The organism is Aeromonas australiensis (assembly GCF_000819725.1).
Lineage (GTDB): Bacteria > Pseudomonadota > Gammaproteobacteria > Enterobacterales > Aeromonadaceae > Aeromonas > Aeromonas australiensis.
Map to the genome: position 1 here is coordinate 1 of NZ_CDDH01000046.1, position 12,949 is coordinate 12,949.

Sequence of the window (12,949 nt, forward strand, 5' to 3'; positions counted from 1 at the left end):
GTCGGGAAGGCACTGGTCGGCACCGCATGGAGTTTCGTGACCGCCAGTTCAACCCCGGCCTCTCTGGCTTTGGCAAACACCAGCTGGGCGTAGTCAAACCAGGTAGTGGTACCGGAGGCAATAAGATGGTATAGCCCGGCGACCTCGGGTTTGCTCTGCGCCACGCGGAGAGCATGGGCAGTACAATCGGCCAGCAACTCGGCCCCGGTCGGGGCACCAAACTGATCATTGATGACCGACATCTCGCTACGCTCTTTGCCAAAGCGCAGCATGGTCTTGGCAAAGTTGGCCCCTCGAGCGGCGTAAACCCAGCTGGTGCGGAAGATCAGGTGACGGGAACAAAGCGCGGCCCCTTGCTCACCCGCCAGCTTGGTTTCGCCATAGACGTTGAGCGGGGCGGTTGCATCGGTTTCCACCCAGGGGCGCTCACCGCTGCCATCGAACACATAGTCGGTGGAGTAATGCACCAACCAGGCCCCCAATGCTTCCGCTTCTTTAGCTATCGCTGCCACGCTGGTCGCGTTGAGCTGCTCGGCAAACTCCCGCTCGCTTTCGGCCTTGTCGACTGCGGTGTGGGCTGCGGCGTTGACTATCACGTCCGGCTTGACCAGACGTACCGTGTCGGCCACCCCGGCCGGGTTGCTGAAATCACCGCAATAATCGGTCGAGTCAAAATCAACGGCCGTGATACGCCCGAGCGGCGCCAGTGCCCGTTGCAGCTCCCAGCCTACCTGGCCGTTTTTGCCAAACAGCAGAATATGCATCAGGCACGCTCCCCGTAGTTCTGCTCAATCCAAGACTGGTAGGCACCGCTTTTGACGTTATTCACCCACTGCTGGTTATCCAGATACCACTGCACGGTTTTGCGAATACCGGATTCAAAGGTCTCTTGCGGTTGCCAAGCAAGCTCACTGCTCATCTTGGTCGCATCGATGGCATAGCGGCGATCGTGGCCGGGGCGGTCAGCCACGTAAGTGATTTGATCGCGGTAGCTTCGCGATCCGGTATTAGGGATTGGGCATCCGGGATTCGTGGTTTGGGATTCAAGTCCCGATTCCCGAGTCACAAGTCCCGCGGTACCTGCAAGCGGCACCATCTCGTCCAGCAGATCGCAGATGGTGTGTACCACCTCCAGATTCTGCTTCTCATTATGACCGCCGATGTTGTAGGTCTCCCCGACCACGCCCGTGGTCACCACCTTGTAGAGCGCGCGCGCATGGTCTTCCACATAGAGCCAGTCACGGATCTGGTCGCCCTTGCCATAGACCGGCAGAGGTTTGCAATCCAGCGCGTTAAGAATGACCAGCGGGATCAGCTTCTCGGGGAAGTGGTACGGGCCGTAGTTGTTGGAGCAGTTGGTGACGATGGTCGGCAGGCCGTAAGTACGGCGCCAGGCGCGCACCAGATGGTCGCTGGAAGCCTTGGAGGCGGAATAGGGGCTGCTGGGGGCGTAGGGGGTGGTTTCAGTAAATAGTGGTAGGTCGGGATTCGGGATCCGGGATTCGGGATTCGAGTCACCAGTCACGAGTCCCGCGTTACGCATCAATTCATCCGGATGGGGCAGATCCCCATACACCTCGTCGGTGGAGATATGGTGGAAGCGGAAGGCCGCCTTGCGTACCTCATCCAGGCCGTTCCAGTAAGCGCGAGCTGCTTCCAGCAACATATAGGTACCGACGATATTGGTCTCGATAAAGTCAGCCGGGCCTGTGATGGAACGGTCAACATGGCTCTCGGCGGCCAGATGCATCACGGCATCCGGCTGGTGCTGGGCAAACACCCGATCCAGCTCGGCCCGGTTGCAGATATCCACTTGCTCAAACGCATAGCGATCGCTTGACGAGACATCGGCCAGGGATTCCAGATTGCCGGCATAGGTGAGTTTATCGAGATTGATCACGGCATCTTGGGTATCACGGATGATATGGCGCACAACGGCAGAGCCGATAAAGCCGGCACCGCCGGTCACGAGGATTTTCATTATTTACTTCCGCATTGATTGAGCGTAACCATCGATAACGGTCGCTGAAGAGTGCCTAATTTCAAATTTTTCTATCTCAGTGCTCTTTTCCACTGAGCGTTTTCCACTGAGACAACTTTTGTCCATTTTGAGATGGCTGCTTTTATTTCATGTCAGCGCCATCTTTTTAAAGTCTAAGCTTTACTTTTTTCCAGCTATTTTACTTCATTCTTCCCCATAGAAAGCCGCAAGATCTGGCTTAATCTGCTGAGTTTCCACGTAAAAAGCCTATCGCTTTGTTGCAAAATGCACCTAAGGTTTGGTAGTGACCTTGAGCGACAACTTGACGAATGATGTTGATATCAATATTTAAGTAATCGTGTACTAAACCATTGCGCATCCCAATAATCTGCCGCCATTGTCCTAACTCATTGGCGCTGATAAATCCATGCAGATGGAGTTGGCTAAAGGTTTGATAGGCATCGGCAGCCGCGTTATTTTGGTAATGCTTTAAACAGTGTTTGGCCAGCCCGATACAGAGCCCGGTCAATACCTGCAACAGGCGCTCCATCGCTAAATAATCGCGCCGGCGTAGTTCACCTTTCGCCAAATCAGCGCGTAACTCGTCAAGCTGCTGGCAATAATCTTGCTGATGTTTGAACGCTTCGGTTAAATACAGCTGCAATCCTGTGGATTTTTCATGTTTCATCGCTGAGCCTCGCGCTGCTGATATTCAAATAAGCTATTAATACGGGTGATTTCTTGCCACGGTCTTGCACTACCATCGCTATAAATCAGCTTTCCCGTATCGATAATTTGATACGCCAGATAGATGGGTGCCTGGTTAATATCGACCACTGAGACTTGCGACTCTGGTAACTGCAATGCACCAGCCCAATCCAGCGCCAAACTATGTGGCCGCACATAACGGGCTAAGGCATCGAGCGAGAAGTCATTAAATGCAATCGCCAAGTCATAATCGCTATCTTGCCGCGCTCGGCCTTGCGCGCGTGAACCATACAACCAAACGGCGGCAATGTCTGCGTGTTGCTCGGCGAGTTGTTGAATATGGGCAAATACGTCATCAGGATTAGTCATGGGTATTGACTTCAAGGTTCAAGGTTTGAAAAGCAGGGGGCAGGTCTTTCGCTTTGCGCTACAGAAATCCGATTCAGTTCTGTCATTATGACGTTTGCCACCTACCACTTCAGAACGTCAGAGCCCCCATATGCATGGCTGGGATTTAGCCAAAAGCTTGGATCCTGCTACCAAGATTTGCTCCAAGAAAATTATCCGCCAGCTACACAAAATCGCACTTTCTTACGCTGACTTTCGGGTCATTTTCTATCCAAACTCAGAAAAATGAGATGGCTACCGCACTGGGTTGCAGCTCCCAGATTGCTGTTTTTAACCAGATGACTCGCGCTGTTGGTCATGATGTCCTCCAGCTTTCCGGTGTATTTGTCTGCGCGATTAACGCTGCGATAACCCATCACCCATGGGGTGACACCCCACACTATTCGATTTCAAGGCGCGATTATATCTCATTCTTTGTCAATATGACTAACCCAAAGACGCCATGCAGAGTGTTACTTGAGACTGTGTATAGCTCAGCGCCATCTTGCTTATCCTTTGAGCACCTGGTGAAACCGGCAGCAAGAAGACCCAATCGCAGCCAAACCACTGTATTTGATGAAGTAGCGCATCAACCTTCCTGATAGAGAGCATGTTCACCATGCCAGCCTCGCCCCACGGGCCTGCCTGCGGCCGCTAACAGGCTCCGGCAACTCCCACACATTCCTGTCAAGCGGGACCTGACCGCCCGCTTTGGCAGTCAGGCCCCGATTTGTTACTCTGTGCGCCCCCTGCTGGAGGTAACCCCTGTGCCACACTCTGACGCCATCCCCACTTCCCGGCCCTTGAACGACCAGCATGCCCGCGCTCGGGCGGCCTTTGTGGCGCGCCTCACACCGGGCGCTCACCTGCTCAATGGTCAGTGCGGTAGGGGGGAGGATCTCTGCTGGCTGCGTGCAGAAGGGTATGTGGTCACCGCCTGTGAGGCGGTGCTGGCCGACGCCAGAGTTGCCTCGCAGCAATCCGGCCAAGCAGTGCGGGTCTGCCCGCTGGCGAAGATGCACTCGGTGCTCCCTTACGATGGCATCTGGCTGAGTCGCCCGCTTGATAGCGACGCGGCCACCCTTATCCCCCTGTTGCAACTGCTGACGACCCTGCTCAAAGCGGGCGCTCCGATCTGCTTCCCCCTGCCGCAAAACGGCAAGATAAGTCACGCTCAGCTAAAGCAACTGGTCACCTCATCCGGGAGCGCGCTACAACTGGCGCCGATGGAAGCCGTGTCAGCCGACACGTCAGATTCCGCAAGTCAACACGCCAGCCAGTACGTCATGTTGCTGCGTGGCACTCAGCAGGCCACCTAACGGGCTAATTCATCACGGATTTTTCAGTTCAACGCCAAGCCGACAGCTAGTCGGTGATCTTGGCTATCGACAATATTTAACTCGGCATTAACGCATAAAAGGCAGACATAACACGGCTTACGTGTTAGAAAGTGTGATTAATATCAAAATTTAATAACAAAACAGACAATACAACCAACTCCGGATTTCCTTATGAAACTTGTCCTCAAACTCATTGCTGGCATCCTTGCCGGTCTCTTGCTCGGTCTCTACGCCCCTGAGTGGGTGGCGCGCGTGCTGTTTACGGCCAAGACAGTGATAGGTCAGCTGATCACCTTCACCATTCCGCTCATCATTCTGTTCTTTATCATGAGCGGCATCGCCAGCCTGCCGAAAAACTCCGGCAAGCTGCTGGGTAAAACCGTGGCCCTCTCCTACTGCTCCACCATTCTGGCGGGGCTGTTCGCCTTTACCGTGGCAAGCCATCTGATCCCGCAACTCACCACCGCTGCCGAGCCCGCCTCGACCGAGGCAGTCAAGCTCGCCTCCTATATCAAACTGGAGATCCCGCCGCTGTTTGGCGTGATGTCGGCATTGGCCGCCGCCTTCGTGTTCGGCATCGGTATCAGCGCCACTCAGGCTACCGATCTGCGCCGGGTCGCCGATCAGGGCCGTGACATCATCGACCGCCTGCTGGCCAAGGTGATCATTCCGCTGCTGCCGCTCTATATCGCCGGCGTCTTTGTCGAGATGACGGTAGAAGGCACCGTATTCGCCACTCTGAAAACCTTCGGCGTGGTGCTGGTGATGGCGATCCTGATGCACTGGATCTGGCTCTCTGTGCTGTTCGTTGGTACCGGTCTGGCCCTTGGCCGCTCACCAACCCAGCTTATCAAGAACATGCTGCCCGCCTACTTCACCGCGTTGGGGACTATGTCGAGCGCGGCCACCATTCCGGTTGCCCTGCAATCGAGCAAAAACAACGGGGTGAGCGCCGGCATCGCCAACTTTACCGTGCCGCTGTGCGCCACCATTCACCTCTGCGGCTCTACCATTACCCTGGTGACCTGTGCCACTGCGGTTATGTTCCTCTCCGAACATCTGGCTATTCCCGGTTATGGCACCATGCTCCCCTTTATCATGATGCTGGGGGTGATCATGATCGCCGCCCCGGGCGCGCCGGGGGGTGGCGTGATGTCGGCGCTGGGTCTGCTCACCTCCATGCTCGGCTTTGGTGAAGCCTCCATCGCCCTGATGATCGCTCTCTATCTGGCACAGGACAGCTTCGGCACCGCCTGCAACGTCACCGGTGACGGCGTGATTGCCCTGTGGGCGGATCGCTTCGCCAACGGCAGCGAAAGTGCAGGCGTTGCCTCCCCTGTGGTCGAGACCGAACAGGCGTAAGCGCGCCAGGAAGGCTCCCGCCATCCTTGGTAAAAACCGCAGGCCCGAACCATGTTCGGGCCTGCGTCGTTTCTGCATTTTCCTCTCATCTTCCCGGCTCTGCTCTCTTTGTCTCTCTATTCCCTCTTTCCACTCTCTCTGCCACCCATCTTCCCCCATTACCCCTCTTTTCGATAAAGTTATTGGCATATGCAATATACAGGCGTATAAGTAGCGTATGCCAATAAGGAGCCACCATGCCGAGACCCAAGATTGCCCGCCAGATCTGTGGCCGCCCTGCCAACAGCTGCTTCAAACCCAACGGCCGCCCCATGCATCAGCTGGAGCAGGTCACCCTTGCCCCTGACGAGTTCGAGGCATTGCGCCTCGTCGACCTTCAAGGCATGCAGCAGCAGCAGGCCGCCCTGGTGATGGGGGTCTCCCGTCAGACCCTGGCCAATATCCTGAAAAAAGGGCGTTACAAGGTGGTGGAGTGTCTGAGTCTGGGCAAGGCATTGATGATGCAAGCCGCCGAGCCCGACCCCCAAACCAGTGGAGAAGAGCCGAGATGAATGCTGTCACAACCATGACAACCACCCCAAGCAACAGCGCCCTGATGCTGAGTCAGGGAATGCTGGCTGGCCACTTTACCCGTGCCGAGCAGTTGCAAATTCTTAATCCCGAAGGGAACGTTATCGCCACCCTGGCCAACCCGGCCTGCGCCGAAGGCTGCCACGGCAAGCAAGCGCTGCTCGATACCCTCGCACATCATCAAGTGGGTCAGGTGGTGGTACGCAATATCGGCGAGCGGATGCTCAGTCGCCTGCTGGCGGCCAATATCCGGGTACTGCAGTGTCGCTCTGCCCGCCTGCCGTTGCCCGCGCTGCTGGCTCCTGCCAATCTGCACACTCTCACTGAAGCAAGTCAGGGCCGCCCGTCTCGCCGTCATCAGAGCAAATCGGCTATCCGTGCCATCCAGCCCGTCGGCGCAGGCCACAGCCATGCGAATTGTCACGGTGGTTGCAACAGTGGCTCCGATCACTGTTGCGCCAGTAGTGGCAATCAGGCAGAGAGCTCACGACAAGGCCATACTTGTTGCCACGGCAGTGAAGGCGCCAACCAGCAGGGCGGTTGCTGCCATCATCACTGATGCCATCGCCGTGCATGTCATCACCATCAAGGAGAAGAGATCATGTCCATCTGGTTGTTGAGCCTGCTCGCCTCGTTCGTGTTGATCCTGGCCATGGGCACCATCATCTGGTGGCGCCAATACCAGCTTGCCCAGAAGCGGGAAGATAAAGAGGTGCGCCCCTGTGGCTGCTCCAGCGCCTGCGCGGATCACCTCTACCAGATCAGCGAGCCGACGCCCAAAAAGTAACCTGATCGCAAACGCCATAGCCGCAGTTACAAGGTCGACAAAATAAGTGCGCATGGAATAGAAAGGCGCATAAAAGAGAGGGGGCACCTGCTGGTGCCCCCTCTCTATTTACTCCTCATCATACTTGAACCGCCTCTTTGCCCCTTAAGCTCAACACTCGCGCTCAACCCGGCTCTGCGCCGCTGGGCGCCACACTCGGAGTGCAGGCCGGATCCTGATACTGCTGATAGAGGGCATAAAACTCGGCCTTGTTGTGCAGGGCTGCAGCGACGCAGGCGGGATCAAACTGGCTGCCGGCATGCTCCTCCAGATAGGCAAATGCCGTCTCGAACGGCCAGCCCTTCTTATAGGGGCGCTCGCTAGTCAGGGCATCAAACACATCGGCCACCGTCACGATGCGCGCAGCAAGCGGGATCGCCTCCCCCGCCAGCCCATCCGGATAACCTTGGCCATCAAAACGCTCGTGATGATGGGCTACGATATCAATCAGCATGTCGGTATGGTGAATGCCTTCCAGACCAAATGTACTCATCATCAGGGCAATCATCTCCCGCCCCTTGCTTGGGTGGATCTTCATGATCTCGAACTCTTCCGGCGTCAGCTTGCCCGGCTTGAGCAAAATAGCATCCGGCACCGCGATCTTGCCGATGTCGTGCAGCTCGGAGAAGAGGTAGATAAACTCCACCTCCTCATCGCTCAGCCCGCAAGTCGGGGCCAGCGTCTTGGCGATCAGTCGGGAGTAGGCCGACATCCGGTGCAGATGGTTGGCGGTCTCCTCATCCCGATAGCGGCTAAACTCCCGCGCCGTGGTCAGCGCGCCGCCGAGGGTCTGGATCGAGAAAAACTCCACCGCAATGATGGCCGAGAGCGCCTGGGCATAGGCCGACAGCTCGCTGCGGATCGGCTCCCCGAAATATCCCGGCTCCATAGCATCACAAAACAGAAAGCCAAACAGTTTGCTGTTGAACAGCAGCGGCTCGGTATAGCTGGAGGCATAACCCGCCTCCAGTACCTTGCGGCTGTGCTCCGACGCAGAGCCACGCAGGGCATCGAGATTACCGAGTACCCGGGGCAGCTTGTGCTCCGCCAGATAACTCAGGGAGGGAACATCGCTCAGCTTCACCTCATACTGCACCAGTGGCGAGGGCCCCTCGGTGCTGTGGGCAAAGGTCTTGAGCTGATCGGTATGGGGATCGTAAATCGCGATGGCCACCCGGCTCAGCTTGTCAAAGCGCTGCCTGAGCGTGGCATGTACGCTCTGCATTTTTTCGCCAAATGAACTTTCCATCGCCTTCTCCAACGGGACCCCGTGATGGAAGTATAGTGACTCCCTTTGACGCTCTCCCCGCCACGGCGTCAAAATTGACAGAAAAATCAACAAAGCAGCGTCCCCACAACCAACCTGCACAGCAGAGGCAATAGCCCTACCAAGGGCGCATCATCACCGATTGTGGGTGTGACCCAATCCTGCCTACTCGGAGATATTGTTCGGTTCTGCCATGCTGGCTGTATAGTTTTTGGTTAACCATTCCGGTAAAATCCGCGCCCTTAAAGAAGAGCCACCTAAGAGTGATTGAGCGATGTCCAACACAAAACAGGCCCCCAAAGTAGGATTCGTCTCCTTGGGTTGCCCCAAAAACCTGGTCGATTCCGAACGCATCCTGACCCAGCTGCGTACCGAAGGGTACGATGTGGTGCCCAGCTATGACGATGCCGAGCTGGTCGTCGTCAACACCTGCGGCTTTATCGACAGCGCGGTGCAAGAGTCGCTGGAAGCGATCGGCGAAGCGCTGACCGAGAATGGCAAGGTGATCGTCACCGGCTGCCTCGGTGCCAAAGAGAATCAGATCCGCGAGATCCACCCCAAGGTGCTCGAGATCACCGGCCCCCACGCCTACGAAGAGGTGCTGGGCCACGTCCACAAATATGTGGAGAAGCCGCAGCATAACCCCTTCACCAGTCTGGTACCGGCCCACGGCGTCAAGCTGACCCCGCGCCACTACGCCTATCTGAAGATTTCCGAAGGGTGCAACCACCGCTGCACCTTCTGCATCATTCCCTCCATGCGCGGGGATCTGGTGAGCCGCCCCATCGGCGACGTGCTGGCCGAAGCCAAGCGCCTGAAAGAGGCCGGGGTGAAGGAGCTGCTGGTGATCTCCCAGGACACCTCCGCCTACGGTGTCGATGTGAAGCACCGCACCGGTTTCTACGATGGCATGCCGGTCAAGACCAGCATGGTCGCCCTGTGCGAAGAGCTGGCCAAGCTCGATATCTGGGTGCGCCTGCACTACGTCTACCCCTACCCGCACGTGGATGACGTCATCCCGCTGATGCGCGATGGCAAGGTACTGCCCTACCTCGATATTCCGTTGCAGCACGCCAGCCCGCGCATCCTCAAACTGATGAAGCGCCCGGGTACGGTCGAGCGCACCCTGGAGCGGATCCAGAAGTGGCGCGAGATCTGCCCGCAGATCACCCTGCGCTCCACCTTTATCGTCGGCTTCCCGGGCGAGACCGAGGAAGAGTTCCAGATGCTGCTCGACTTTATCGACAAAGCGGAGCTGGATCGGGTCGGCTGCTTCAAATACAGCCCGGTCGAAGGTGCTAAGGCCAACGAGCTGCCGGATCCGGTGCCGGAAGAGATTCAGGAAGAGCGCTTCCAGCGTTTTATGGAGCTGCAGCAGCAGGTCTCCATCCGCAAGCTGGCCCGCAAAGTGGGTCAGGTGCTGACCGTCATCATCGACGAGGTGGACGAAGAGGGCGCCACTGGCCGCTCCTTCGCCGATGCGCCGGAGATCGACGGTCTGGTCTACCTCAACGGCGAGACCGGCCTCAAGCCGGGGGACATGGTCAAGGTACGGATCGACGAATCCGACGAATATGACCTGTGGGCCAGCCTGATCAGCTAATTCAGGCCTTACCAGCCAAATGAAGAAAGCGCCTGCGGGCGCTTTTTTACTGGTTGAATGCCGCTCCGGCGTGCAGCACATTCCCCCGATAACGCAGCGCTTGCTTGGCAAGAACGGGGTGAAGCGCAGCAGCCACACCTTGCTATCGGTGGAGTATTGCAAACAGCGGCCATCGGCCAGCCGGGTCAGCAGCCAGAAGCGACGCGGAGAGAGGCCCGCTGTGGCGCTCGCTGTGACGATCAAAGCCATACCGGGTGCTGCCCCAAACTCGCGATGCCGGTCTGTCGCCACGTTCACTACCACCAAATCAGGTGGTGCAAGTCACTTCGATTCTTGCCCCTGCCCCCCCTCTCTACTCCCCCAGCAAATGCAATTGGCCTCCACCATCAGGCGCATAAAAATCCTAATCCGCCCGGCGAAATATCGGTCTTTTGTGAGAAACATCACATCCTGCCGCACCTTTAAACCACATATAAATCCAGATCCAGATAATGATTTATTTGTTGATATGACGCATCACCAACCTGTCGGAGAGCCAGACACCGAGACATTCATCTGTTTTTAAAGAAAAAATTAATAACGACCTGATCATGGCGAGTCCTGCCTGAAAACGGGATCTTCATCACATCGTGTTTTACTGCGCACAAAAATCCAGTGATTAGCACATTTGTCCGATAGGGAGAGGGCGGGCGAGCCGCGATAATGGTCAGGTCATTTTTATCCAGTACGTCGATACGTACTCACGCATAGCTTCCGTTACCGGAAGCGGGGAGAGCGCCATGATCACCACCTTGATCAATGAACATCTGATCAACCTCGATTTGAAAGCGACGCGTAAGGAAGAGGTCTTCACCGAGATGGCCCGCCTGCTGGCGTCGCAAAGCAAGGTCAGCGACGAGCAGGCCTTTATCAAGGATCTGTGGGCCCGCGAAGAGCTGGGCAACACCGGCTTTGAAGAGGGCGTGGCCCTGCCTCACGCCAAGAGTGCGGCGGTGTGCAACCCGGCGGTCGCCATCGGCATCAGCCGCAACGGCATCGAGTATGGCGCCGAAGATGGCAAGCCATCCCACATTTTCTTTATGATCGCCTCCCCGGCCGGTGGCGCCAACCACCATATCGAAGTGCTGGCCGAGCTCTCCGGCAAGCTGATCGAAGAGGGCTTTATCGCCAAGCTGCTGGCGGCCAACACCCCGGCCGATGCGCTGGCGCTGCTGCTGGCCAAGAAAGAGGAGCAGAGCGCGGCCCCGACCACCAGCAAGGGCTTTATCATAGGTGTCACCGGCTGCCCGGCCGGTATCGCCCACACCTATCTGGCGGCCGAGTCGCTGGAGCGCGCCGCCAAGGAGCTGGGTTATGAGGTGAAGGTGGAGACCAACGGCTCCATCGGCGTCAAGAACAGCCCGACCGCTGACGAGATCGCCCGTGCCGCCGCCATCGTGGTGGCCTGCGACAAGCAGGTGGATATGGCCCGCTTCAACGGCAAACCCCTCATCAAGACCGGCGTCAAGGCCCCCATCAAGGATGGCAAGGGTCTGATCGAGCAGGCGCTGAAAGCCCCCGCCTATGTGGCGGACAAGGATGAGAAGAAGGGGGACGAGAAGCGCGCCAGCGGCGGCAGCTCGGATCTCTATCGCTACCTGATGAACGGTGTCTCCCACATGATCCCGTTCGTGGTGACCGGTGGTCTGCTTATCGCCCTGTCACTGGCCATCGGCGGCAACCCGACCCCGAGCGGCATGCAGATCCCGGAAGGGAGCATGTGGAACCAGATCCTCAACGTGGGCGTGGCCGCCTTCACCCTGATGATCCCCATTCTGGCGGGCTATATCGCCTACGCCATCGGTGATCGTCCGGCACTGGCACCGGGCTTTATCGGCGGCTGGATCGCCAATAACGGCAGCTTCTACGGCGCTGATGCCGGTACCGGCTTTATCGGTGCCATCATTGCGGGCCTCTTGGTCGGCTATCTGGTGCGCTGGATTGCCACCCGCCAGTACCACAAGATGGTGCAACCGCTGGTGCCGATCCTGATCGCTCCCATCGTCGGTTCCCTGTTTATCGCTGCGGTATTCATCTTCATCATCGGCGCCCCGATTGCCGACATGATGACTGGCCTCAACGCCATGCTGCTCTCCATGAGCGGTGGCAGTCTGGTGCTGCTGGGTATCGTGCTCGGTGGTATGGCCGGCTTTGATATGGGTGGCCCGGTTAACAAGGTGGCGTTCCTGTTCTCGGTCGGCATGATCGCCTCCGGCCAGACCCAGTTTATGGGCGCCATGGCCTGCGCCATCCCGGCCGCACCGCTCGGCATGTCGCTTGCGACCGTGCTCGGTCGCAAGCTGGGTATCTTCGACGAGTCCGAGATCGAAGCGGGCAAAGCCGCCGGTGCCATGGGTCTGGTGGGTATCTCCGAAGGGGCGATCCCGTTCGCCGCCCGCGACCCGCTGGCCGTGATCCCGGCCAACGTGCTGGGCAGCATGACCGCTGCTGTGATGGCCTTCCTGCTGGGTATCACCAACAGCGTTGCCCACGGTGGCCCCATCGTCGCCCTGCTGGGTGCGGTCAACAAGCCGCTGCTGGCCCTGCTCTGCATGATCTGCGGTGCCATCGTTACCGGCGTGGTGGCGGTTGCCCTGAAAAAGCTGCGGGTCAAAAAGAGTGACGAGGTAACCCTGGCCAAGGCGGCCTGAGTTCCCCTCGCCATGTCGGCTCGTAGAGCATAAAAAGAGGCCACCCCCGGGGTGGCCTCTTGTTTTTGTGATGGCTGGCGAGCCGCTTTCCCCAATATCGACACACTCGACATGGTGGTCGATAACCCCTCCCCCCTCATCTCTCTGGATCCCTGCTGGCCGCTTCTCATCCCACCAAGGTCTCATTCGCCACAATAAACGGACTGAAGTGGCCG

12 protein-coding genes are annotated in these 12,949 nt (G+C 57.7%); 7 read left to right on the plus strand and 5 right to left on the minus strand.

The window, feature by feature from the left end; genetic code table 11:
- The 4 genes from rfbD to mntA all read right to left on the minus strand — a co-directional run.
- A partial coding sequence (rfbD, locus tag BN1117_RS06650) for a dTDP-4-dehydrorhamnose reductase (RefSeq protein ID WP_040095908.1) occupies window positions 1–764 on the minus strand: 764 nt, incomplete at its 3' end.
- Window positions 764–1,981 (minus strand): dTDP-glucose 4,6-dehydratase, encoded by a 1,218-nt coding sequence (gene rfbB, locus BN1117_RS06655; RefSeq protein WP_040095909.1) that lies wholly within the window; start codon window positions 1,979–1,981, stop codon window positions 764–766. The genes rfbB and rfbD, both read right to left, overlap by 1 nt.
- A gap of 238 nt (window positions 1,982–2,219) precedes the next feature.
- Window positions 2,220–2,669, minus strand: coding sequence for a type VII toxin-antitoxin system HepT family RNase toxin (gene hepT, locus BN1117_RS06660; protein WP_040095911.1), 450 nt, complete (start codon window positions 2,667–2,669; stop codon window positions 2,220–2,222).
- Window positions 2,666–3,058: a type VII toxin-antitoxin system MntA family adenylyltransferase antitoxin gene (gene mntA / locus BN1117_RS06665; RefSeq protein ID WP_040095913.1), complete on the minus strand. Its 393-nt coding sequence runs from the start codon at window positions 3,056–3,058 to the stop codon at window positions 2,666–2,668. Before mntA ends, hepT begins: the two co-directional genes overlap by 4 nt.
- Before the next feature lie 785 nt (window positions 3,059–3,843).
- On the opposite strand from mntA, the gene BN1117_RS06670 reads away from it, so the two are divergent.
- From BN1117_RS06670 to BN1117_RS06690, 5 genes are all read left to right on the plus strand, one after another.
- Window positions 3,844–4,395 (plus strand): hypothetical protein, encoded by a 552-nt coding sequence (locus BN1117_RS06670; RefSeq protein WP_040095914.1) that lies wholly within the window; start codon window positions 3,844–3,846, stop codon window positions 4,393–4,395.
- Between the two features lie 192 nt (window positions 4,396–4,587).
- Complete coding sequence (locus BN1117_RS06675; protein ID WP_040095916.1) at window positions 4,588–5,778, plus strand: dicarboxylate/amino acid:cation symporter; 1,191 nt, start codon at window positions 4,588–4,590, stop codon at window positions 5,776–5,778.
- 236 nt (window positions 5,779–6,014) lie between these two features.
- Window positions 6,015–6,329: a DUF134 domain-containing protein gene (locus BN1117_RS06680; protein ID WP_040095918.1), complete on the plus strand. Its 315-nt coding sequence runs from the start codon at window positions 6,015–6,017 to the stop codon at window positions 6,327–6,329.
- Window positions 6,326–6,907 carry a NifB/NifX family molybdenum-iron cluster-binding protein gene (locus BN1117_RS06685; protein ID WP_040095920.1) on the plus strand — a complete coding sequence of 194 codons (582 nt, stop codon included), beginning with the start codon at window positions 6,326–6,328 and terminating at the stop codon, window positions 6,905–6,907. The genes BN1117_RS06680 and BN1117_RS06685 overlap by 4 nt, the downstream gene beginning before the upstream one ends.
- 42 nt (window positions 6,908–6,949) lie before the next feature.
- Window positions 6,950–7,135 (plus strand): hypothetical protein, encoded by a 186-nt coding sequence (locus BN1117_RS06690; RefSeq protein WP_005338109.1) that lies wholly within the window; start codon window positions 6,950–6,952, stop codon window positions 7,133–7,135.
- Window positions 7,136–7,298: 163 nt separating this feature from the next.
- On the opposite strand, the gene BN1117_RS06695 is transcribed toward BN1117_RS06690, so the two are convergent.
- Window positions 7,299–8,423 (minus strand): HD-GYP domain-containing protein, encoded by a 1,125-nt coding sequence (locus BN1117_RS06695; protein WP_040095922.1) that lies wholly within the window; start codon window positions 8,421–8,423, stop codon window positions 7,299–7,301.
- Window positions 8,424–8,715: 292 nt separating this feature from the next.
- Here BN1117_RS06695 and rimO point away from each other — a divergent pair, with 292 nt between their 5' ends.
- Together rimO and BN1117_RS06705 are read left to right on the plus strand one after the other, a co-directional pair.
- Window positions 8,716–10,044 carry a 30S ribosomal protein S12 methylthiotransferase RimO gene (rimO, locus tag BN1117_RS06700; RefSeq protein WP_040095924.1) on the plus strand — a complete coding sequence of 443 codons (1,329 nt, stop codon included), beginning with the start codon at window positions 8,716–8,718 and terminating at the stop codon, window positions 10,042–10,044.
- A 779-nt stretch (window positions 10,045–10,823) separates the two neighbouring features.
- Entirely contained in the window at window positions 10,824–12,734 is a 1,911-nt protein-coding gene (locus tag BN1117_RS06705; protein WP_040095926.1) for a PTS fructose transporter subunit IIABC, read from the plus strand.
- Window positions 12,735–12,949: the final 215 nt, after the last annotated feature.